The sequence below is a fragment of the Saccharothrix syringae genome (assembly GCF_009498035.1).
GTDB lineage: Bacteria > Actinomycetota > Actinomycetes > Mycobacteriales > Pseudonocardiaceae > Actinosynnema > Actinosynnema syringae.
In genome coordinates this window covers 1,581,493-1,602,669 of the sequence record NZ_CP034550.1, presented here as the reverse complement: position 1 = coordinate 1,602,669, position 21,177 = coordinate 1,581,493, and the positions used below count along the sequence as shown (strand labels likewise).

21 protein-coding genes are annotated in these 21,177 nt (G+C 73.2%); 10 read left to right on the top strand and 11 right to left on the bottom strand.

Translation table 11 applies throughout. From position 1 onward, the window contains the following. Window positions 1-598: 598 nt before the first annotated feature. Both EKG83_RS07600 and EKG83_RS07595 read left to right on the top strand, forming a co-directional pair. A complete protein-coding gene (locus EKG83_RS07600; protein WP_033427513.1) occupies window positions 599-2,848 on the top strand; it encodes a HelD family protein in 2,250 nt (749 codons plus the stop codon). Window positions 2,849-2,851: 3 nt separating this feature from the next. Continuing rightward, window positions 2,852-5,485, top strand: a complete 2,634-nt coding sequence (locus EKG83_RS07595; RefSeq protein ID WP_153277924.1) for an NACHT domain-containing protein — start codon at window positions 2,852-2,854, stop codon at window positions 5,483-5,485. On the opposite strand, the gene crcB is transcribed toward EKG83_RS07595, so the two are convergent. From crcB to EKG83_RS07580, 3 genes are read right to left on the bottom strand one after another with little or no spacing between them, the layout of a single operon-like run. Then, the gene (crcB, locus tag EKG83_RS07590; protein ID WP_033427514.1) at window positions 5,475-5,807 is read right to left on the bottom strand and encodes a fluoride efflux transporter CrcB; all 333 of its coding nucleotides are present in this window, start codon (window positions 5,805-5,807) and stop codon (window positions 5,475-5,477) included. The two genes, EKG83_RS07595 and crcB, sit on opposite strands and share 11 nt — an antisense overlap. Next, on the bottom strand, window positions 5,804-6,229 hold the full coding sequence (locus EKG83_RS07585; RefSeq protein WP_170191737.1) for a fluoride efflux transporter FluC: 426 nt from the start codon (window positions 6,227-6,229) through the stop codon (window positions 5,804-5,806). Before EKG83_RS07585 ends, crcB begins: the two co-directional genes overlap by 4 nt. After that, window positions 6,219-6,656 carry a MarR family winged helix-turn-helix transcriptional regulator gene (locus tag EKG83_RS07580; protein WP_033427515.1) on the bottom strand — a complete coding sequence of 146 codons (438 nt, stop codon included), beginning with the start codon at window positions 6,654-6,656 and terminating at the stop codon, window positions 6,219-6,221. The genes EKG83_RS07585 and EKG83_RS07580 overlap by 11 nt, the downstream gene beginning before the upstream one ends. Window positions 6,657-6,842: 186 nt before the next feature. On the opposite strand from EKG83_RS07580, the gene EKG83_RS07575 reads away from it, so the two are divergent. The 4 genes from EKG83_RS07575 to EKG83_RS48920 all read left to right on the top strand — a co-directional run bounded on the left by EKG83_RS07575 (window position 6,843) and on the right by EKG83_RS48920 (window position 10,441). Then, window positions 6,843-7,649 carry an SAM-dependent methyltransferase gene (locus EKG83_RS07575; RefSeq protein ID WP_033427772.1) on the top strand — a complete coding sequence of 269 codons (807 nt, stop codon included), beginning with the start codon at window positions 6,843-6,845 and terminating at the stop codon, window positions 7,647-7,649. Between the two features lie 6 nt (window positions 7,650-7,655). After that, complete coding sequence (locus tag EKG83_RS07570) at window positions 7,656-9,680, top strand: diguanylate cyclase domain-containing protein (RefSeq protein ID WP_033427516.1); 2,025 nt, start codon at window positions 7,656-7,658, stop codon at window positions 9,678-9,680. A gap of 10 nt (window positions 9,681-9,690) precedes the next feature. After that, on the top strand, window positions 9,691-10,095 hold the full coding sequence (locus EKG83_RS07565; protein ID WP_051764352.1) for a VOC family protein: 405 nt from the start codon (window positions 9,691-9,693) through the stop codon (window positions 10,093-10,095). A 220-nt stretch (window positions 10,096-10,315) separates the two neighbouring features. Next, window positions 10,316-10,441, top strand: a complete 126-nt coding sequence (locus EKG83_RS48920; RefSeq protein ID WP_265590320.1) for a hypothetical protein — start codon at window positions 10,316-10,318, stop codon at window positions 10,439-10,441. 49 nt (window positions 10,442-10,490) lie between these two features. On the opposite strand, the gene EKG83_RS07560 is transcribed toward EKG83_RS48920, so the two are convergent. The 3 genes from EKG83_RS07560 to EKG83_RS07550 are packed head-to-tail and all read right to left on the bottom strand — an operon-like array spanning window position 10,491 to window position 13,224. Continuing rightward, window positions 10,491-11,858 carry an NAD(P)(+) transhydrogenase (Re/Si-specific) subunit beta gene (locus EKG83_RS07560; RefSeq protein WP_033427518.1) on the bottom strand — a complete coding sequence of 456 codons (1,368 nt, stop codon included), beginning with the start codon at window positions 11,856-11,858 and terminating at the stop codon, window positions 10,491-10,493. Further along, window positions 11,855-12,130, bottom strand: coding sequence for an NAD(P) transhydrogenase subunit alpha (locus EKG83_RS07555; protein WP_033427519.1), 276 nt, complete (start codon window positions 12,128-12,130; stop codon window positions 11,855-11,857). Before EKG83_RS07555 ends, EKG83_RS07560 begins: the two co-directional genes overlap by 4 nt. Continuing rightward, the gene (locus EKG83_RS07550; RefSeq protein ID WP_033427520.1) at window positions 12,127-13,224 is read right to left on the bottom strand and encodes a Re/Si-specific NAD(P)(+) transhydrogenase subunit alpha; all 1,098 of its coding nucleotides are present in this window, start codon (window positions 13,222-13,224) and stop codon (window positions 12,127-12,129) included. The genes EKG83_RS07555 and EKG83_RS07550 overlap by 4 nt, the downstream gene beginning before the upstream one ends. Window positions 13,225-13,582: 358 nt before the next feature. Between EKG83_RS07550 and EKG83_RS07545 the strand changes: the two genes are divergently transcribed. Further along, window positions 13,583-14,089 (top strand): hypothetical protein, encoded by a 507-nt coding sequence (locus tag EKG83_RS07545; protein WP_033427521.1) that lies wholly within the window; start codon window positions 13,583-13,585, stop codon window positions 14,087-14,089. Window positions 14,090-14,361: 272 nt separating this feature from the next. Here EKG83_RS07545 and EKG83_RS07540 read toward each other — a convergent pair whose 3' ends face one another. Both EKG83_RS07540 and EKG83_RS07535 read right to left on the bottom strand, forming a co-directional pair. Continuing rightward, window positions 14,362-15,513 carry a nitric oxide synthase oxygenase gene (locus EKG83_RS07540; RefSeq protein WP_033427522.1) on the bottom strand — a complete coding sequence of 384 codons (1,152 nt, stop codon included), beginning with the start codon at window positions 15,511-15,513 and terminating at the stop codon, window positions 14,362-14,364. 198 nt (window positions 15,514-15,711) lie between these two features. Next, window positions 15,712-16,812, bottom strand: coding sequence for an FAD-dependent monooxygenase (locus EKG83_RS07535; RefSeq protein WP_033427523.1), 1,101 nt, complete (start codon window positions 16,810-16,812; stop codon window positions 15,712-15,714). 61 nt (window positions 16,813-16,873) lie between these two features. Between EKG83_RS07535 and EKG83_RS07530 the strand changes: the two genes are divergently transcribed. Then, entirely contained in the window at window positions 16,874-17,464 is a 591-nt protein-coding gene (locus tag EKG83_RS07530; RefSeq protein ID WP_033427524.1) for a TetR/AcrR family transcriptional regulator, read from the top strand. A gap of 121 nt (window positions 17,465-17,585) precedes the next feature. Here the strand turns inward: EKG83_RS07530 and EKG83_RS07525 are convergent, their stop codons facing one another. The 3 genes from EKG83_RS07525 to EKG83_RS07515 are packed head-to-tail and all read right to left on the bottom strand — an operon-like array spanning window position 17,586 to window position 19,559. Further along, window positions 17,586-17,825, bottom strand: a complete 240-nt coding sequence (locus tag EKG83_RS07525; protein ID WP_033427525.1) for a helix-turn-helix transcriptional regulator — start codon at window positions 17,823-17,825, stop codon at window positions 17,586-17,588. 16 nt (window positions 17,826-17,841) lie between these two features. Next, window positions 17,842-18,693 (bottom strand): ABC transporter permease, encoded by an 852-nt coding sequence (locus EKG83_RS07520; RefSeq protein WP_033427526.1) that lies wholly within the window; start codon window positions 18,691-18,693, stop codon window positions 17,842-17,844. After that, entirely contained in the window at window positions 18,690-19,559 is an 870-nt protein-coding gene (locus EKG83_RS07515; RefSeq protein ID WP_084715949.1) for an ABC transporter ATP-binding protein, read from the bottom strand. Before EKG83_RS07515 ends, EKG83_RS07520 begins: the two co-directional genes overlap by 4 nt. Before the next feature lie 185 nt (window positions 19,560-19,744). Between EKG83_RS07515 and EKG83_RS07510 the strand changes: the two genes are divergently transcribed. Then, the gene (locus tag EKG83_RS07510) at window positions 19,745-20,944 is read left to right on the top strand and encodes a cytochrome P450 (RefSeq protein ID WP_033427527.1); all 1,200 of its coding nucleotides are present in this window, start codon (window positions 19,745-19,747) and stop codon (window positions 20,942-20,944) included. Beyond that, entirely contained in the window at window positions 20,941-21,135 is a 195-nt protein-coding gene (locus EKG83_RS07505) for a ferredoxin (protein ID WP_033427528.1), read from the top strand. Before EKG83_RS07510 ends, EKG83_RS07505 begins: the two co-directional genes overlap by 4 nt. Window positions 21,136-21,177 lie beyond the last annotated feature (42 nt).

The window sequence follows — 21,177 nt, the reverse complement described above, 5'->3', positions numbered from 1 at the left end:
CGGCGGGGAACGGTTTCACCCGCCTGCCGCGCGACAGCCGCTCATCCGGTGGTCCGAGGTCGAGCGGTCCTCACGTGGCGTGGTGGCCGGGAGCGCGGGGAGGCGCGGGGGATCGGGAAGGACCGGGAAGGACCGGGACGCGCGGAGGGACCGGGGTGGGGAGATCGGGGCGGGAAGACCGGGTTGAAGACCGGTGCGAGCGATCGGTCGGACAGCCGCACGACCACCGGCACCCCGACCACCGGACGTCTTGCCCCCCTGGAGCCTCGACCCCCCGGAGCCTCGATCACTCAGAGCCTCGACCACCCGAAGTCTTGATCACCCGAAGTCTTGATCACCCGGAGCTTTGATCACCCGGTCGAGCGAACGGCGGCAGCCGCGTCCAGCCCTCTCGCGCCCCACGAGCGACCCCGCCGCTCGACCTCGCCGACCCGGCCCAGGACCGGCCGCCGACCCCGACTACTGGTGAAGTCGTTCGGGCCCCACGGGCGGATGCGTGTAGTAGATTAGACGTTCTGCGCGGCAGCAAGGGCGCAAACAACTGTCAGCCGCAATGCAACACAGGCTGATAAACCACGCTATCCAGAAATGAGGCACGTTGTCAAGCCCCTCCGATGACCTCCGGCTCGCGGAAACCGAGTCGGAGCAGGAATACGTGTCGATGCTGTACGGCAGGCTGGACGACCTCCGCGAGCAGAGCTCGAAGCGCCTGGCCGGCGCGCTCCGGCAAACCGGTGGCACCCACCAGATGCGCTCCGAGCGGGACACCGCGGTGGCCCTGTACTCCGACCAGCTCGCCCAGTACAGCGCGGTGGAGAACGGGCTGTGCTTCGGGCGACTGGACTTCCACACCGACGACCGCTTCTACATCGGCCGGATCGGCTTGTTCGACGAGGACAAGGAGTACGAGCCGCTGCTGATGGACTGGCGCGCGCCCGCCGCCCGTCCGTTCTACCTGGCCACCGCCGCCGCCCCGGACGGCGTCCGCAGGCGCCGCCACCTGCGGACCAAGCAGCGCAAGGTCGTCGGCTTCGACGACGAGGTGCTCGACATCAACTCGGTCGACCCCACCCGGACCTCGGAGGGCCTGACCGGCGAGGCGACCCTGCTGGCCGCGGTCAACGCCAGCCGCACCGGGCAGATGGGCGACATCGTCGCGACCATCCAGGCCGAGCAGGACCGGATCATCCGCACCGAGCTGAACGGCGTGGTGGTCGTGCAGGGCGGTCCGGGCACCGGCAAGACCGCGGTGGCCCTGCACCGCGCCGCCTACCTGCTCTACACGCACCGGCGGCAGCTGGCCAAGCGCGGCGTGCTGGTGGTCGGGCCGAACGCGACGTTCCTGCGCTACATCGGCCAGGTGCTGCCGTCGCTGGGCGAGACGGGCGTGCTGCTGTCGACCGTGGGCGAGCTGTTCCCCGGCCTGACCGCGGTGGGCCGCGAGCCCGCCGAGGTGGCGGCGCTCAAGGGCCGCATCGAGATGGCCGACGTGGTCTCGCGCGCGATCAAGGACCGGCAGGAGGCGCCGAACCTGGTCGAGGTCCCGTTCGACCAGGACGTGCTGCGGCTGGACCGGCGGACCATCAGCGACGCCCGCGGCCGGGCCCGGCGCACCCGCCGGCCGCACAACGAGGCGCGGCGGACGTTCCAGCGGGAGATCATCTCGGCGCTGGCCGCGCAGGCCGTGTCCCGGCTCGGTCGGCACCTGCTGGACCAGGCCGACATCGACGACATCCGGCGCGAGCTGCGCGAGGAGCCCGCGGTGCAGGAGGTCGTCGAGCGGCTGTGGCCGACGCTGACGCCGCAGCGGCTGCTGGAGGACCTGTACGCGTCGCCGAAGCGGATCGCCAAGGCCGCGCCGAAGCTCTCGCCCGCCGAGCGCGAGCTGCTGCACCGGCCGCGCGGCGCGGAGTGGACGCCCGCCGACGTGCCGCTGCTCGACGAGGCGGCCGAGCTGCTGGGCGAGGACGACACCGAGGCCAAGGCGCGCGCGGAGCGCCAGCGGCGGCAGGCCATCGACTACGCGCAGGGCGTGCTGGACATCCTCGACCTGGAGGACGACGCCGACCCGGACATCCTCATGGCGACCGACCTGGTCGACGCCTACCGGCTGGCCGAGCGGCACGGCACCGAGCGCTACGAGACCGCGGCCGAGCGCGCGGCGGCGGACCGCACGTGGACGTTCGGGCACGTCATCGTGGACGAGGCGCAGGAGCTGTCGGCGATGGCGTGGCGGACGCTGATGCGGCGCTGCCCGTCGAAGTCGATGACCGTGGTCGGCGACATCGCGCAGACCGGCGACATCGCGGGCGCGGCGTCGTGGCACCAGGTCCTCTCGCCGTACGTGATGGACCGGTGGAAGCTCACCGAGCTGACCGTCAACTACCGGACGCCGTCGGAGATCATGGCGGTGGCGGCGGACGTGCTGGCGTCGGTCGACCCGGCGCTGAAGCCGCCGACCTCGGTGCGCGACAGCGGTTTCCCGCCGTGGGGCCTGCGGGTGCCCTCGGTCGAGGACGCCCTGCCGCCGCTGGTGGAGAAGGAGGTCGCGGCGGTCGGGGACGGCAAGCTCGCGGTGATCGCGCCCGCGGCGGCGGTCGCCGGGCTGCGGGCGCGCGTGCCGGGCGCGTCCGACGACCTGGACGCGCAGGTGGTGGTGCTGAGCGTGGTGGACGCCAAGGGGTTGGAGTTCGACTCGGTGCTGGTGGTGGAGCCCGCGGGCATCCTCGACGAGTCGCCGCGCGGGGCCAGCGACCTGTACGTGGCGCTGACCCGGGCGACGCAGCGGCTGGGGGTCGTGCACACCGGCGAGCTGCCGCCGGTGCTGGGGAGGCTGGCTACCGTGTGAGCGGTGACGGGGATCGAGGCAGCTGCCGGGCGGACTGCCGCCGCGGCCGGTTCGAAGCTGTTCGGGGCGGGTCGGCGCCGATTGCAGGCACGGCAGCTCCGACGGGACGCGCGCGCCACGACGGCCAGGGCGGTGGCCGACGACTTCGTGGCGTCGCTGCGTGGTGACCAGGCCGCGGGCCTGTCCCGCTACCTGGACTCCCCGGACTTCGAGGAGGTCGCCCTCCAGCTGACCCTGTGGCGGCTGCTGCGCGACCGGAGGGCCGAGGAGATCGAGCCGGCCCTGCGCGAGGAGGTCCGGATGGGCCTGCGGCACGCTGCGGGGTTCGCTCCCGAGCAGCTGACGGTGGGTGCGGACGTCGTGCTCGCGGCGTTGCAGGCGGCGGTGCTGGACGAGGTGCGCGACCTGGGCCCAGGCGAAATCGACCGGGTTACCGCGGCGGGTGTGGCGCACTTGGCCGCCGCGGCGACGGCCAACGGCAGGCTGCTGGACCGGGTCGTGTCGTTGGCTGGGTTCCACGCTTTCGGCGAGCGGCTGCGGGCGCAGGTGGCGGAGTTGCACGGGCGGATGCGGATGCCGCACCTGGGAACCAGCCGATCGGTGCCGTACTCGCGGCTCTACGTGGAGCCCGCGCTCGACGGGCTGTCCGACCTGACCGCGCCCGGCCGCCGCTCGGTGGTCCTGGGGGACCCAGGCGCGGGCAAGTCGACGTTCGCGGCGAAGCTGGCCTGGGAGATCGCGCGCGAGGAGCACGGCCGGGTGCCCTTCCTGGTAGTGCTGCGCGACTTCACCGCGTCGTTCCGCGACGGCGGACGCGGGCTGGTGTTCTACCTGAAGGTCCTGTGCCAAGAGCCGTACAACCTCGTCGCCCCGGACGACGCCGTCGAGTACCTGTTGGGCAACGGCCGGGCCGTGGTGATCCTCGACGGGGTGGACGAGCTGGTGGAGCCGGAGCTGCGCCGGCGGTTCGCGCGGCTGGTGGAGTCGTTCACGCACCTCTACCCCCTGGTGCCGGTGGTCGTCACCGCGCGCAAGATCGGCTATGACGAGGCTCCGCTGGACTCGGCGCTGTTCACCGTCGGCATGGTCGAGCAGTTCGACGACGAGCGCGTGGCGCGGTACGCCCGGTACTGGTTCGCCCTGGAGGAGAGCACCCGGGAGGACCAGCGCGCGGACCTGGCGGAGGCGTTCCTGCGGGAGAGCGCCTCTGTCGAGGAGCTGCGGCGCAACCCGCTGCTGCTGGCGCTGCTGTGCAACATGTTCGCCTTCGAGCACTACATCCCGGCGAACCTGGCGCAGATCTACGAGAAGTGCGCCCTGATGCTGTTCGAGACGTGGGACCGCCTGCGCGGTCTGCTCGACCCGCTGCGGTTCCAGGGCCGGCTGCGCAGTGCCGTCGGCTACCTGGCCTGGCGGCAGTTCACCGCGGCCGAGTCGGGTGTCGGCTGGCCGCGCGGGCGCGTGGTCCGGATGCTCGGCGACTTCCTCCAGGAGACCAAGGGCTACCGACCGCACGAGGCCGAGGAGGAGTCCGAGCAGTTCGTGGAGTTCTGCTCGGGGCGGCCGTGGGTGCTGACCGACGTCGGCGGCGGGGAGGTGGAGCCCAAGTACGGCTTCACGCACCGCACCTTCATGGAGTTCTTCGCCGCCGAGTACCTGGTGCGCACCAGGACGACGCCCGAGGCGCTGTGGGAGGTGCTGAAGCCGGACTCACGGGAGCCGGTGTCGAACGTGGTGCGGCAACTTGCGCTCCAGCAGTTCGACCGCAACCAGGACGACGGGGCCAGCGCGGTGCTGCGCATCGCAGCCGAGGGCGACCCGCGGGCACTGCTGACGGCCGCCCAGACGCTCCACTACCTGACGCCCACCCCGGACGTCCTACGCCTGCTGGCCGACCGGTTCGTGCGCAACGCCACGCCGCAGCCGGTGGGGGCGCAGTTCTTCTACTGGGCCACGTCCCACTCCACCAGTCGGACCCTGCTGCGGGACATGCCCCTGGTCACAGCGTGGTCAGGGCTTCCGGTCAACCAGCCTGCGCTGCGCGAGGCGACCATCACCGCGCTGCGGCACCTGATCGGGCAGGGTGACGACGCCGCCCACCTCACTTGGCTGCGCATGAGGCTCGACCGGGAGGAGATCGTCGACTGGGTGAAGACCAACGTCGTGGGTGCCCTGGTGGCACCGGACACCGACCTGGACGACGCGGTCCGCCGCTTCGGCGCCAAGGTGCTCTACCTCACCGACGGGTATGGCGCCCCCCTGGTCGACCGGGACGACCTGCGGCCGACGCTGCACCCCCGCACCCTGATCGAGGCCCGACGCCCGTGGATCACCGCGCGGAAGTGGTGGCGCGAGTTCAGGGACCACTCCGACCAGGCGAGGGGCGTCTACCCGATGGATGAGTTCGACCTCGCCCACCTCGTCAACCTGCCGCTCCTGGAGACCGCCGAGCGCCACCGGGACCCTCTCGCCGACCGGTGGCTCAAGAGCAGGACGCTGCACGCCCTGGTCGAGGGGCGGCAGGGCGACCAGGAGCGGTGGGACGCGCTGACGAGGTTGCAGCGGCTGGGGGTGTCGCCTGAGGTGCGCGACTTCCTCGACCGCTGGATGCGGCGCGAGTTCGACGTCATCGGGTGAGGGCGTAGCCGAGGAAGGCCGCCGCGACGCCGGTGACCAGGCTGGTCGCGACGTTCGCCAGCGCTTGCCCCGCCCTGCCGGCCTCCACCAGCGCCACCGTCTCCCAGCTGAACGTGCTGAACGTGGTCAGCCCGCCGCAGAACCCGGTACCCACCAGCGCGGTCACCGCCGGCGAAGCCCCGGCCACCACCCCGAGCACGAACGAGCCCGCCACGTTGACCGCCAGCGTGGCCCAGGGGAACCGGCGCGGCAGCAGGAGCCCGGTCAGGTACCGCAGCACCGCGCCCACCGCCGCCCCGGCGAACACCAGCCCCGCCGTCACGGCGCGACCCGCCGGGTCAGGGCGGCCGCGCCGGCGGTGGCGGCGAGTCCGCACAGGACCGTCAGCACCAGGTACGCGCCCGCGCGCCAGTCCCCCAGCCGCACCGCGTCCAGGGCGTAGGCCGAGAAGGTGGTGAACCCGCCCAGCACGCCCACCCCGAGGAACGGCCGCGCCAGTGGGTGCGGCCTCGGCACCAGCACCATCAGCACGCCGATCAGCGCGCAGCCGACCAGGTTGACCACGACCGTGCCGACCAGGCCGGGCACCAGCAGGCCCACGCCGTACCGGGCCGTGCCGCCCAGGCCGCCGCCCAGGGCCACGGCGGCGACCACCCGCCACCCGGCCGGCCGCGCCGACCCGACCCGCGCCCCCGACCCGGCCAGGGCCCCCGACCCGCCCGGCCTCCCCGACTCAGTGGGCACGCAGGTGGTCCACCAGGTGGTCCAGGGCCGCCAGGGCGCGCACCACGTCGGCCCGCTCCCCCGGCTCCAGCTTGTCCAGCGCCGTGCCGATGCGCTTCTCGTGCGCGGCCTGCCACACGGCCAGCTGCTCGTGCCCCTTGGGCGTCACCGACAACCGCGCGACGCGGCGGTCGGTCGGGTCGCCGCCCCGCTCGACGAGCCCGTTCTCGATCAGCTGCCCCACCAGGCCGCTGACGGTGTTGGGTGCGAGGCGCAGTTCCGCGGCCAGGTCCCCCACGCGCATCGGCGGCCGCTCCGCGAGCGTCTGGAGGAGTTCGACCTGGGCCATCGGCAGGGCGTCCCACGGCCATTCCGAGCGGATGCTGGTGCGCAGCGCCCGCCGGAGCCTGGTGACGACGTCGGTGAGCGTACGGGCCTCGTCTGACATGGGCGAATGGTACTGGCGGACGGTTCGCGGGGTGGCCCTCCCGCAGCGGTGCCCGACAGGTGGGACGGCAGCGTGCCACATCACACCAACGGGTGACTGTAGGCCGATCGGGGACAAGCGGTCCCCTCCCCTGCCCGAGCACCCGGGCGCATCAGTAACCTCGCCCACCGGGGGCGAGGAGGTGTGGTGGCGCAACGGCCGAGATGGGTGCCGGACGAGGTCGACCCGGGGCTGCCCAGCGCCGCGCGGGTCTACGACTACCTGCTGGGCGGCGGGCACAACTTCGCCGCTGACCGGGCGTTGGCGGAGAAGTTCGTGCACGCGCAGCCCAACGCCCGCACGATCGCCCGCCTCAACCGGTCCTTCCTCCGGCGCGCGGTGCTGCACCTGGTCGGCGCGGGCGTGCGGCAGTTCCTGGACCTGGGGTCCGGCATCCCGACGGTCGGCAACGTGCACGAGGTCGCCCACCGGGCCGCACCGGGGTCGCGCGTGGTGTACGTGGACTTCGAGGACGTCGCCGTCGCGCACAGCCGGATGCTGCTGGAGCACGAGGAGCGCGCCACGATCCTCCAGGAGGACATGACCGACCCGGGCGCGGTGCTGGCCGCCGCCCGGGCCACCGGCCTGCTGGACTTCGCCGAGCCGATCGGCGTGCTGGCCGTCGGCGTGCTCCACTTCGTGCCGCCCGAGCGCGACCCGGCCGGCGTGCTCGCCGCCTACCGCGACGCCGTGGGACCCGGCAGCCACCTGGCGCTGTCGCAGTTCACCTGGGACCTCCAGCCGCGCGAGATGGCGCAGGTGGTCGAGGTGATGAGCCGCAGCGCCAACCCGATGCACCCGCGCACGCGCGCCGAGATCACCGCGCTGTTCGACGGTTTCGACCTCGTCGAGCCGGGTGTGGTGCCGCTGCCGCTGTGGCGCCCCGAGGAGGGTGCCGTCGAGGAGGACCCGGACCGGGCCGGGATCCTCGCCGGGGTGGGTCGCAAGAGGTGAGCAGCGTTGTCGCCACCCGTTAGGACGCGGCGGCAGGAACTGGCGCGCGCGTGGACGCGCGCCATCTACGCGACCGCTTACGTGCCCATGTCGCCGCAGGAGATCGAGCTGTTCCTGCTCGAACTGGTCGACGTGATCGCGGACGCGGTGCAGGCCGAGCCGTTCACCGCCGAACCGGTCGCCGCGGTCGGGCACCGGCTGGTCGGGGCGCACTTCACCGGGGCGGACACGTTGCAGCGCACCGTGGACGTGCTCGGGCACGCCCTGCTGTTCACCCCGGAGCTGCGGGACGTGCCGCGGTTGACCGAGAAGGTGGTCGCGATCCTGGGCCGGGTGAGCGCGGGGTTCGCCACCGCGATGCGGCTGGACGCGTTCGACCGGCAGGAGGAGGTCAAGCAGGCGCTGCTGGTCGCCAAGCGCCGGGCCGAGCGCGGGTTGCGGGCCAGCGAGGCGCGGTTGCGCGACGTGTTCGACTCCTCCGCGTTCGGCGTGGTGATCAGCGACCGGGCGGGGACCTGCGTGGAGGTCAACCCGGCGCTGGCCCGGATGGTCGACCGGGACCCGGCCTGGTTCGCCGGGCGGCGGCTGCGCGAGCTGTTCCACCCCGACGACGTGGAGCCGCTGGCCGCCGCGTACCGGGCGGTGGACGAGGGCCGGGTGGAGCGGTTCCGCGAGCAGCGGCGGCTGCTGCGCGCCGACGGCGAGCCGGTGTGGGCGCACCTGGCGGTGTCCGCGCTGCGCGACGAGCACGGCGCGCCCGCCTACCGGTTGACCATGGTCGAGGACGTCAGCGAGCTGCACCTGCTGCAGAAGAACCTGGACTTCCAACTGCTGCACGACTCGCTCACCGGCCTGTCGAACCGGCAGCACTTCATCACCCGCCTGGAGGCGCTGCACGGCTCCTCGCGCGGCGGGATCACCCTGTACCACCTGGACCTGGACGGGTTCTCGGTGGTCAACAACGGCCTGGGCCACGACGTCGGCGACCGGCTGCTGGTGGAGGTGGCCCGCCGGCTGGAGGCCGCGGTCGCCGACGAGCGGGCGCTGGTCGCGCGGGTCGGCGGCGACGAGTTCGCGGTGGTGGTCGTCCACTCGCCCACCACGCCGACGGTGCCCGCCCTGGTCGAGCGGATCAACGCGGCGCTGGAGCGGCCGATGGCCGACGGCGTGGCGCTGACGTGCAGCATCGGCGTGGTCGACCGGCCCGGCGCGGGCTGGCCGGTGGCCGAGCTGCTGCGCGCCGCCAACGCCACGCTCCGCAGGGCCAAGGAGGGCGGCAAGCGGCAGTGGCTGCCCTACGACCGGCACGAGGACCAGCGGTCCCGGGAGCGGCGGGCGCGAGCGGCGCGGATGCCGGGCGCGCTGGCGGGCGGTGAGCTGGAGGTCGGGCACCAGCCGGTGGTGGACCCGGCGGACGGGCGCGTGCTCGGCCACGTGGCGCGGCTGCGCTGGGACGAGCTCGGCCACGACGACTGCCTGGAGCTCGCCGAGGCGGGCGGCCTGTCCCTGGCGCTCGGCCAGTGGGCGCTGCGCGAGGCGGCGGGCGAGGTGCCCGGGGTGCTGTACTTCGAGCTGTCGCCGATGCAGTCGCGCGACGAGGACCTGGTCCGCACGGTCAAGCGGACGCTGGACGAGACCGGCCTGCCCGCGTCGCGGCTGCGGATCTTCCTGGACACCAGGTCCATGTTCACCGACGCCGGGCAGGACAACGCGCAGGTGCTGCGGGACAGCGGCATCGCCACCGGCCTGAGCCGCTTCAACGGCGGTCAGGCCGAGCTGTCGCTGGTCGGGGACCTGGAGGTCGGCTCGCTGCTGCTCGACCCGTCGGTGGTGCGCAGGCTGGCGGAGCGGCCGCCGGGGTTCCTGCACGAGGCGATCACCCGCATGGTGCGCCTGATCCGGCAGTCCGGCGCGTCCGTGGCGGTGCCGGACGTGTCGACGCCGGAGCAGGCGGCGTGGTGGGCGGGGATCGGCGTGGACGCCGCGTTCGGCGACCACTTCGGACCGCCCGTGCCGGGGTACGAGCTGTGAGGGTGGTGCCGTGACCGCGATCGCGCAGGTCTCACTGGGGGTTTCGGACTGCGAGCGGGCGGGTGCGTTCTGGGCCGCGGCCCTGGGCTACGTCCGGCGGGCGCCGCGCTTCGCCGGCGACGACTGGGTGGTGGTCGAGCCGCCGCCGGGTGTCGCGGGTGCGGCGATCGCGATGGACCTCAGCGAGAGCCCGGTCGAGGAGCGGCCCCGGGTCCACCTCGACCTGGACGCGGGGGAGGTCGACCTGGACGACGAGGTCGACCGGCTGGTGGCGCTGGGCGCGCGGCGGGTCCCCTGGCCGCACTACCCCGACCGGCTCGGGCCGGGTGAGCCGCCGTTCGTCGTGCTGGCCGACCCCGAGGGCAACCGCTTCTGCGTGGCGGGGCGGCGGCGCGCGGGTTCGTTCTGCGGGTGAGGCGCGGCTGCGCGCCGGGATCCCGATCCTGATCAGGCCGGTCCGGACGATGGGGCCGACGAGGTCACCGACTGGGCGTTGACCTCGGGGCGAAGCGGTGCGAGACTATCGCCCGCGTCACAGCACGGCATTCTCCACCTCCGCCTCACCAGGCGGAACTCGCAGCCGGAACAGGTCACAGGACATCTGTGCCCTTGGCCGGTCGAGACAGGGAGCGATCATGCCGAAGAGACGCGTCATCCCGAGGCAGTGCCGTTGCCACTGCGCCCGCGCCCCCCGCTCGTCGGGGGCCCTTTCCGTGCTGCTGTTCGTCGCGGGCCAGATCATCCAGTACCTGCTCCGCTAGGGGCCACGCGGTGTGGGCCGTGCTCACGGCCCACACCGCGCTCCACCACCTACACCTGCTTCACCGCCGTCAACAGCTTGGTCAACGAGTCCTTGGCGTCCCCGAACAGCAGCGTCGTCTTCGGGTTGTACAGCAGGCTGTTGTCCACCCCCGCGAACCCCGGCCGCATCGAGCGCTTCATGAACACCACCGACTTGGCCCGGTCCACGTCGAAGATCGGCATGCCGTAGATGGGGCTGCTCGGCTCGTCCCGCGCCCCCGGGTTGACCACGTCGTTCGCCCCCACCACCAGCACCACGTCGACGCTGCCGATCCCGGGGTTGACGTCGTCCAGCTCCTTCAACTGCTCGTAAGGCACGTCGGCCTCGGCGAGCAGGACGTTCATGTGCCCGGGCATCCGACCGGCCACGGGGTGGATGCCGTACTTCACGTCGATCCCCCGCTGTTCCAGCAGGTGGGCCAGCTCCCGCGCGGCGTGCTGGGCCTGCGCCACGGCCAGGCCGTAGCCGGGGACGACCAGCACCGAGTGGGCGTAGCCGAGCAGGATGGCGACGTCCTCGACCGTGCCGGACCGGACGGTGCGCTGCTCGCCCCCGGCCGCGGCGGCGTCGGTGGTCTTGAAGGCGCCGAACAGGATGTTGGCCAGCGAGCGGCCCATGGCCTGGGCCATCAGCCTGGTCAGGATGGTGCCGGACGCGCCGACGAGCGTGCCGGAGACGATCAGCAGCGTGTTGGCCAGCACGTAGCCCGACGCGGCCACGGCCAAGCCGGTGAACGCGTTGAGCAGGGAGATGGCGATCGGCACGTCCGCGCCGCCGACCGGCAGCACGAACAGCACGCCCAGCGCGAGCCCGGCCAGGGCCAGCAGCACCAGCAGCGCGCTGCTGCCGGTGAGCACGACGCCCAGGGCCAGCAGGGCGCTCGCCGCGGCCGCGCCGACGGCCAGGAACCGGCCCGCGGGCAGCAGCACCGGCCGGGTGGTCATGACCTCCTGCAGCTTGAGGAACGTGACCACGCTGCCGGAGAAGCTGACCGAGCCGATCAGCACGGTGAGCGCGGTGGCCACCTCGAACAGCACCGAGGCGTCGGTGACCGCCAGGTACTCCGTCAGCGCCACCAGGGCGGCCGCCGCGCCGCCGACGCCGTTGAACAGCGCCACCATCTGCGGGATGGCGGTCATCTTCACCGACCGCGCCGCGGGGATGCCCACCGCGACGCCCGCGGCGACCGCGACCAGGATGAGCGGTCCGTTGTGGACCGCGCCGTGGGCGTAGGCGGTGACCACGGCCAGCGCCATGCCGGCCGCGCCGAGCAGGTTGCCCGCGCGGGCGTACCTCGGCGTGCTCAGCCCCTTGAGCGCGAGCACGAAGCACAGGGCGGCGACGAGGTAGGCGAGCTGGACCCAGGTGGGCGTCATTTCCCGTGCCCCTTGAACATCTCCAGCATCCGGTCGGTGACCACGAACCCGCCGACCACGTTGACCGTGGCCAGGAACACCGCGACCAGGCCGAGGACGACCTCCAGCGGGTACTGGGCGTGGCCGGTGATGAGGACGGCGCCGACGAGGATCACGCCGTGGATGGCGTTCGCGCCGGACATCAGCGGGGTGTGCAGGATGGTGGACACCTTGGACACGACCTCGAACCCCACGAACACGGCGAGCACGAAGATCGTCAGCAGGTCGATCACGGCAGCTCCCTCCTCAGCTCGCCCCGGTGGGTCAGGCAGCAGCCGGCCAGCACCTCGTCGTCCAAGTCCGGCTCGACGCGGCCGTCCCTGGTCATCATCAGCAGCAGGTTGGCGACGTTGCGGGCGTAGAGGCGGCTGGCGTGCACCGGCATGCTGCTGGGCATGTTGCGGGCGCCCAGCACCAGCACCTCGCCGACCCAGGTCCGCTCGCCCGGCCGGGACGCGGTGACGTTGCCGCCGGACTCGGCCGCCAGGTCGACCACCACCGAGCCGGGCGCCATGCCCTTGAGCATGTCGTTGGTGACCAGCACCGGCGCGGTGCGGCCGGGCACGGCGGCGGTGGTGATGACGACGTCGGAGGCGGCGACCCGCTCGCCGACCAGCTCCCGCTGGCGTTCCAGGAACTCCTCGGACTGGACCTGCGCGTAGACGCCCTGCTGCGTCTCCAGGTCGAGTTCGAGGAACTTCGCGCCGAGGCTGCGGACCTCCTCCTTGGCCGCGGCGCGCACGTCGTACGCCTCGACGACCGCGCCGAGGCGGCGGGCCGTGGCGATGGCCTGCAACCCGGCCACGCCGGCGCCGAGGACGAGCACCTTGGCGGGCGGGATCGTGCCCGCGGCGGTGGTGAACATCGGCAGGAACCGCGGCAGGTGCTCGGCGGCCTCGACCACGGCGCGGTAGCCGGCCACGAGCGCCTGCGACGACAGGGCGTCGGCCGACTGCGCCCTGGTGACGCGGGGCAGCAGGTCGAGGCTGAAGGAGGTGACCCCGCGCGACCGCAGGACCTCGACCAGCTCCGGTTCGCCGCCCGGCTGGAGGAAGCTGACGGTGATGTCGCCCTCCCGCAGCCGGGCGGCCTCGTCGGGCGTCGGCGGCTGGACGGACACCAGGACCTCGCACCGCCCGGCGGGGTGGTCGGGGACGACGTTCGCGCCGGCCGCGCGGTAGGCGGCGTCGGAGGCGTGGGCGTGCCCGCCCGCCCCGGACTGCACGTCCACCGCGAGACCGGCACCGATCAGCGTGGTCACCGTTTCCGGTAGACCGGCTACGCGGCGCTCGGCGGGCCGCGACTCCGCGGGTATGCCCACTCTCACGATCGGTCACGGTAGACCGCTCAAGGTGATCTACACCACACGTGCGTGGCTATTTCAACCGTATGTACGTCTTGCTGCCCTGCGCGGGCCGTCCCCGCGGGCACCCGATGCGCATCGGGCGGTGCCCGGTCGGAGGACACCGGACGAGCACGCCCGCGACTCCCACCCTGCGCCACCTGGACGCCTGGCTCGAATTTCCGGTGGAACAGGCGCACCCCATCCAGGTGATCAGGGGGGCGAAAACGGCGCTCTACCGGTCCGCCCCGCGCGGCCGCAGGGTGTTGGTCCTGCTCGACAACGCGTCCCCGGTCGAGCAGGTCAGACCGCTGCCGCCCGGCACCGCGACCTGCCGACCGGGTTGGCGATCAGGGACGGCGCGTCCCGGCTGCCGCTGGACGTGCTCGCGGCGGAGGACGACGAGACCAGCACCGTGCGCGCGGTGTTCTCCTGGTCCTACCGGGCGCTCTCGCCCGCCGCCGCGCGGCTGTTCCGGCTCCTCGGCCCGGTCGCCGGTCCGGATGTCGGCCCGCGGGCCGCGGCCGTCCTCGCCGGGGCCACCGAGGCCGGGACCAGGAAGGTCCTGGCGGAATTGGTGTCGACGCACACGGTGCGGAACGAGCAGGGCAAGCGGTACAGCCTGCACGACCTCTTGCGACCGCACGCGGTCGAATGCACGGAAAACGACGAACCGGCCGAGCCGCCTCCCGAGTTCACCACCCCGCAGGCCGTGTCGAAGTGGTGGGACCTCGAACAGGAAGACCTCGTCGCGGCCCGGCGCCGCCGGGAGCCGACCGCGCGGGCTTGGCTGCTCACCGCGCTGGCCGTGGCCCACTGCGCGGTCCGGGGGGCGAGGCGACCGCGTTGAAGTGGCTCGGCAAGGCGCACGAGCGGGCGGGCCGGTCCGACCTCGCCCCGGACCGGCTGCACCGGGCCCTGGAGATCCGGCGTGCGCGCAGCGACCAGCGGACCATCGGCAGCGCCTTGAACGACCTCGGCTCGGCGTACCTGAGCGCGGGCCGCCCCGGCAACGCACCGCCACCTGGCCGTGGGGCTGTACGAGGCGCTGGGCGACCCGCGCGCCGAGGACGTCCGGGACCGGGTACGACCGACCTGACCCGCCGGTGGACCTCACCCGCCTCAGTGGATGACGGGGCAGACCCCCTCGGTGTCGCCGGGGAAGAAGTTGGGCACCAGCTCGCGCTTGTCGTAGTAGCGGTGGAAGACGCTGGTGATGCCGCCGGACATCGGCGGCACGATCCACGTCCAGTCGGCGGGGCACGAGCGGCCGGCCGCCTCCTCCTTGCCCAGGTGCGTCAGGAACCGGTCCGACTCGGTGTGGTGGTCGGTGATGGTGACCCCCGCCTGCGCGAACGAGTGCAGCACGGCCCGGTTCAGCTCGACCAGGACCCGGTCCTTCCACAGCGACCGCACGCTGGAGGTGTCCAGCCCCATCCGCCTGCCCAGGTAGGGCAGCAGGTCGTACCGGTCGGCGTCGGCGAAGTTCCGCGCGCCGATCTCGGTGCCCATGTACCAGCCGTTGAACGGCGCGGCCGGGTAGTCGATCCCACCGATGCGCAGGCGCATGCCGCTGATGGCGGGCACGGCGTGCCAGCGCAGCCCCAGCTCGCCCAGCCACGGCAGCTCGGGGTGGCTGATCGGCACCTCCAGCACGGCGTCGCGGGGCAGCTCGACCAGGCACGGCTCGGCGTCCTCGCGCTCCACCACCAGCGGCAGCACGTCGAACGGCCCGCGCGGCGCGGGCGGGCGCCACCCCAGCTCCAGGGCCCTCGCGGTGATCTCCACGTTGCGCCGGTCGCCCAGCACGCCGCCGTCCGAGCCGGGGTACCCGGCGTACCGGATCAGCTGCTCGTTGCGGATGCGCGGGCCGGGCCGGTCGGGCTCGTCGGGGGCGAACACGCTGATCACGGGCCGGATCCGGCCGCCGTTGCCGGCGAGCTTGAGGTGCTCGACGCACTCGTCGGCGACCTCCTTGGGGTCGCGCAGGTCCCGCAGGTCGCGGACCTTGAGGCTGCGCCAGTACAGGCGACCGATGCAGCGCGCGCTGTTCCGCCACGCGACGCGCGCGCCGAACACCAGCTCCTCGGCCGTGTGGCGGTACGTGCCGGTCGCGGCGACCTCGGCGCGCACCTCGGCGAGGCGTTGTCCGACCGGGCCCAGCTCGGGGTGCTCGGCGTGGTGCAGGCGGATGAACTCGTCGGCCTCGGCGAGGTCGACGAAGGGGCGGCGCAGGGGGATGGCTTCAGTCGGGCACGAGGGGACGGGGGCCATGGCGCGACACCGTAGTTGCACTGGCACGGAACGTGCACCGTCCTCCTGCGCACCCGGACGTCGGCACGCCCCGCGTCCTGACCCACACGCTGCGTGCTTGATCGCGCGAAAGGGTGACCCATCCTGCAAGAACGAGTGATATTCGATCGTTATCGCACCGAATTCTGGGGGTTATTTGTGATTTACATCACTCAGTCTTTACCCCCTATCAGGTGACAAGGAGGGCGGTGCCCAGCCGGTGAACCGGTCCGCCCCGCGCGCCACCGCCCACCCGGGCACCGCGCGCACGACCACGTTGCGCACCCCGACCGCCAGGGGGTTGCGCAGCCGGTGCCCCACCGCGCCGAGCACCCGCGACGCCCGCGCCACGGCCTGCGTGCGCGGCCTGCGCAACCGGTCGTACCCGGCCAGCGCGGTCGCCACGTCGTGCCGCGCGCACAGCGCGGCCAGCACCACCGCGTCCTCGATCGCGGTGCACGCGCCCTGCCCCAGGTACGGCGTCATGGCGTGCGCGGCGTCACCCAGCAGTGCCACCCGTCCGTGGACGTAGGCGGGCAGCGGCGCGCGCAGCTCGTGGACGTCGTGCCGCAGCACGGTCCCCGGCGGCGTGGCGTCGAGCAGCGCCGGCACCGGGTCGTGCCACGTCCCGACCAGCCGCCGCACCTCGGCCAGCTCGTCGTCGGCGCGCCCGCCGGGGGGCGCCACCACCGCCGCGTACCAGCACACCCGGCCGTCGCCCAGCGGCAGCACGCCGAACTCCGTGCCTGGCCCCAGCGTCTGGCCGATCTCCACGTCGCGCGGGAACCGCGCCCCGGTGACCGAGCGCCACGCCGTCGCGCCCGCGTAGACGGGTCCGGGGTGCTCCGGGAACACCTCCCGCCGGATGCCGCTGCGGATGCCGTCGGCCGCCACGACCAGGTCCGCGTCCAGCTCGTCGACCGACCGCACCTCCACCCCGGTGACCAGGCACCGCTCCGGCAGCGCGGACCGCAGCACCCGGTGCAGGTCGGCCCGGTGCACGGCCACCACGTGCTCCGACCCCTGCGCCACGCGCACCAGCACCCGCCCCCGCGGGTCGCGGAGCAGGCCGGGCACGCGCGGCGTGCCGATCCGCCGCACCTCGTCGGCCAGGCCCAGCTCGCGCAGGGCGCGCAGCGCGTTCGGCATCACCCCGATCCCGGCGCCGACCTCCCCGAACTCCGGCGCGCGCTCCAGCACGACCACCTCCCACCCGACCGCGCGCAACGCCACCGCCGCGGTGATCCCGCCGAGCCCGCCACCGACCACGACCGCCTTCACGTCCCACCCCTTCTACACCTGTAGAACCGATACTCTACAGCCGTAGAAGGAGGTTGGACCCGTGACGGAGCGCACCACCGCCCTGGCCGACGCCGCGATCCACCTGGTGGCGACCCTGGGCATGCGCGGCCTGACCCACCGCGCGGTGGACGCGCGGGCCGGGGTCGCGACCGGCTCCACCTCCGCCTACTTCCGCACCCGCAAGGCGCTCGTCGAGGCCGTGGTGCGGCGGCTGGCGGAGCTGGACGCGGCGGAGGCGGAGGCGGCCGCGGCGGGCCTGGCCGCACCGGGCGACCCGGACCGGTGCGCCGAGGACGTGGCGGCCCTGCTCGACCACTGGATGACCGCCGGCCGCGAACGCACCCTGGCCCGCTACGCGTGCCTGCTGGAGGCGACGCACCACCCGGAGCTGCGCGGCGTCCTGGTCCACGGGCGGCCGATCCGCGCCCACGCCGCGGCGCTGCTGGCCGCGTGGGGGGCGCCGGACCCGGAGTCGGGCAGCCGGGACCTGGTGGCCTTCTTCGACGGGCTGCTGTTCGACCGCCTGGTCGGTGCGGGCGCCCTGACCGCGCCCGAGGCGGGCACGCCGGAGAACCGCGCCGACCTGGCCCGGGCGGTGCGCTCGGCGCTGCGGGCGGTGCTGGGGCGCTGAAGCCCCCGGACCCGCTCCAGGCCCGCCCCGGGCGGCGCTCGGAGCACCGATCCCCGCCCTGCCGTCGAGTTCGCCTTCGGGTGGCACCCGGAAGGGGACGGTGCCACGCCGGGCACCGCCCCTAAGCGGACCGCTCCGAGCTGCCCAGCCGCGGGAACGGCTCGGTGGAGAACACCACCTCCACCGGCACCTCGAAGTACTGCGCGATGCGCAGCGCCAGGTAGAGGCTCGGGCTGTACTCGCCCCGCTCCAGGTAGCCGACGGTCTGGTAGTGGATGCCCAGGGCCTCGGAGAGCTGCCGGCGAGACACCCCGCGCTCCGCGCGCAGCATCGCGATCCGGTTGTAGACGCTCTCGCTCACCCCAGGCCCCTCCGGCTCAAGAGATCCTCTGCAGCGCCGCCTGGCGACGGCTCTCCATGTCCGACCCCGACTCCCGACGGGCCATCCGCCGCAGGATGGTAGGCGCAACCAGGAAACCGACCACGGCCCACGTGCCCAGCACCACCACCGCCAACGGCAGCCGCCAGGTCCCGCCGAGCTCCGCGGCGGCCGCCGCGTCCGGCAGCAGGGCCCACCTGGTGCCGTGCCCCGCCCAGTACATCGGGAACACCTGGGCCACGGCCTGCAGCCACCCGGGCATGGCGGTGATCGGGTAGAAGATGCCGGAGATGGCCGTGACGCCCATGATGGGCAGCATGGTCATGCCCATGGCGCTGCCGGGGCTCTTGGCGATCGAGCCGATCACCGCGCCCCAGGGCAGCGTGGCGAGCATGCCGAGCAGCAGCACCGCCACCAGCGCCAGCAGGTCCGCCGCGCCCACCCCGGCGAGCACGTCGACCAGGAAGGCACCGGGCACCAGGAACGCCAGCTGGGCGAACGCGGTGTCCAGCGACGTCTGCGTGACCCGGCCCACCAGGTAGCCGACCATCCCGTTGGGCACGGCCTTGGCGCGCAGCAGCGTGCCGTCCTCGCGGTTGACCGCCAGCTGCCCGGCCGGGCCGACCAGCCCGCCGAAGACCACCGACATGCCGATGATGCTGGGCAGGGTGAGCGCGGCGAGGGTGAGGGAGGTGTCCTCCACCCGCGAGTCGCGCTGGAACCACAGCACGGTCAGGAAGCCGATCGAGCTGAACAGCGTGAAGAACTGGTCCGAGCTGCGCAGGCTGTGCCGGAACTCGCGCAGCCCCCGTTCCAGGCCCAGCCGGACCCCGTGGAGCGTGGCGTTCACAGCGCGGCCACCTCCTCCCGCTGCTGGCCGGTCTCGTGCCGCTGCACCAGGGCCATGTAGGTGTCCTCCAGGCTGCTGCGCCGCACCTCCAGCTCGGAGATGCCCCGCTCGTGGCGGCGGAACAGGTCGCGGACGAACGCGGTCGGGTCGTCGGTGGTGTGCACGTGCCGCCGCCCGCCGTGGGTCCAGATCACCTCGGACTTGCCCGCGACCTGCCTGCTGAGCTGGTCGGGGCTGCCGTCGGCGATGATCCGGCCGCCCGCCAGGACCAGGATGCGGTCGGCCAGCTTCTCCGCCTCGGCCAGGTCGTGGGTGGTGAGCAGGATCGTCATGCCCTCCAGGTCGGACAGCCGGTGCACCAGGTCGTGGAAGTCGCGCCGGGCGTGCGGGTCGAACCCGGCGGTCGGCTCGTCCAGGAACAGCAGCTCGGGGCGGCCGACGATGCCGATGGCCACGTCCAGCCTGCGCCGCTGGCCGCCGGAGAGCTTGCCGATCCTGGCGTGCGCGTGCCCGGTCAGCCCCACGGTCGCGATCAGCTCGTCGGTGTCGAACGGCCGCGGCCGCTCGGGCGTGCTGTAGGGCCGGTAGTAGCGGCCGAGGTGGTCCAGCAGCTCGCGGACGCGCCAGCGGCCGTGGTCGCGCCACGACTGGAGCACCACGCCCAGCTTGGCGCGCCACACCTCGTCCCCCTTGCCGGGCTCCTGCCCCAGGACGCGGACGTGACCCGCGGAGGGCAGCCGGAAGCCCTCCAGGATCTCGATGGTGGTGGTCTTGCCCGCCCCGTTGGGCCCGAGCAGGGCCACCACCTCGCCCGGCCCCGCGGTGAACCCGACCCCGTGCAGCACGTCCGTCGTGCCGTAGCGCATCCGCAGGTCGCGCACCTCGATGACCAAGGACCCTCACCTCCCCCTCGTCAGAGTTCTCGGGCATTTTGTAGCACACCTACTATCAGACGTACTACAGACGTTCTCTTACGGCTTATTTACTTCACGGCTTCGTGAATGTTCTGTAGCTTGCGAAGGGAGTCCTAACGCACTGGGAGGTGTGCGGAATGACCGAAACACTGCTGTCCAAGCTGCCGACCGAGAGGTCCTCGCCGTTCGACCCGCCGCGGGAGCTGGGGGTGCTCCGCGAGACCGAGCCGATCACCAGGCTCCAGTTCCCCGACGGCCACGTCGGGTGGCTGGTGACCGGCTACGACCTGGCCCGCGAGGTGCACGCGGACCGGCGGTTCAGCAGCCGCACCGAGCTGCACCACGTCATCCGCCCGGCGGGCGGCGACACCATCCCGGAGCTGCCGCCGGCCGAGCCGGGCATGTTCATCGGGATGGACGCGCCGGACCACACCCGCTACCGCAAGCTGCTCACCGGGCAGTTCACCGTGCGGCGGATGAACCAGCTGATCCCCCGGATCGAGCAGATCGTGGCCGACCACCTGGCCGGCCTGCGCGAGCACGGCTCGCCGGTGGACCTGGTGGCGCACTTCGCGCTGCCGGTGCCGTCGCTGGTGATCTGCGAGCTGCTGGGGGTGCCCTACGAGGACCGGGCCGCGTTCCAGCGGGACACCGGCGAGGCGCTGCGCCTGGACCGGACGTTCCAGGAGATCAGGGCCGCGTTCGAGCGGGTGCAGGCGTTCGTCGGCGACCTGGTGGCGCGCAAGGTCGCCGAGCCGGGCGACGACATGCTCAGCGGCCTGATCGCCACCGGCGAGCTGACCGCGGCCGAGGTCACCAACATGGGCATGCTGCTGCTCATCGCGGGGCACGAGACGACCGCGAACATGCTGGGCCTGGGCACGTTCCTGCTGCTGACCCGACCGGACCAGCTCGCGGCGCTGCGCGCCGACCCGGGGTTGGTGGACAACGCCGTCGAGGAGCTGCTGCGGTACCTGACGATCATCCACTTCGGCACCACCCGGACGGCGCTGGAGGACGTGGAGGTCGGTGGTGCGCTGGTCCGCGCCGGCGATACGGTGTCGATCTCGGTGGCGGCGGCCAACCGCGACCCGGGGCGCTTCGAGCGGCCGGACGAGTTCGACATCAGGCGGTCGGCCACCGGGCACCTGGGGTTCGGGCACGGTGTGCACCAGTGCCTCGGGCAGCAGCTGGCGCGCATCGAGATGAGGGTGGGGTACTCGGCCCTGTTCCGGGAGTTCCCGGACCTGCGGCTCGCGGTACCCCCGGCGGAGGTGAGGATGCGGACGGACATGGCCATCTACGGCGTGCACGAACTGCCGGTGGCGTTCTCATGAGGATCGAGGTCGACCGCGAGCGGTGCGTCGGTGCGGGCATGTGCGCCCTGACCGACCCGGAGGTGTTCGACCAGGACGAGGTCGACGGGACGGTGCTGCTGCTGGAGCCGTCGCCGACCGGTGCGCACGAGGGGAAGGCGCGCGAGGCCGCGAGCCTGTGCCCGTCGGGCGCCATCCGCGTGGTGGGGTGAGACCGGTGCCGGGGCTGCCCCTCGTCCAGGGGTGGTCCCGGC

What these genes read in the sequence shown, in the direction of transcription:
- EKG83_RS07580 (WP_033427515.1), bottom strand. Translation starts at nt 6,656, where the DNA reads ATGTCAGACGAGGCCCGTACGCTCACCGACGTCGTCACCAGGCTCCGG.
- EKG83_RS48920 (WP_265590320.1), top strand. Translation starts at nt 10,316, where the DNA reads ATGCCGAAGAGACGCGTCATCCCGAGGCAGTGCCGTTGCCACTGCGCC.
- EKG83_RS07560 (WP_033427518.1), bottom strand. Translation starts at nt 11,858, where the DNA reads ATGACGCCCACCTGGGTCCAGCTCGCCTACCTCGTCGCCGCCCTGTGC.
- EKG83_RS07540 (WP_033427522.1), bottom strand. Translation starts at nt 15,513, where the DNA reads ATGGCCCCCGTCCCCTCGTGCCCGACTGAAGCCATCCCCCTGCGCCGC.
- EKG83_RS07515 (WP_084715949.1), bottom strand. Translation starts at nt 19,559, where the DNA reads ATGCGCTACGGCACGACGGACGTGCTGCACGGGGTCGGGTTCACCGCG.
- EKG83_RS07510 (WP_033427527.1), top strand. Translation starts at nt 19,745, where the DNA reads ATGACCGAAACACTGCTGTCCAAGCTGCCGACCGAGAGGTCCTCGCCG.
- EKG83_RS07505 (WP_033427528.1), top strand. Translation starts at nt 20,941, where the DNA reads ATGAGGATCGAGGTCGACCGCGAGCGGTGCGTCGGTGCGGGCATGTGC.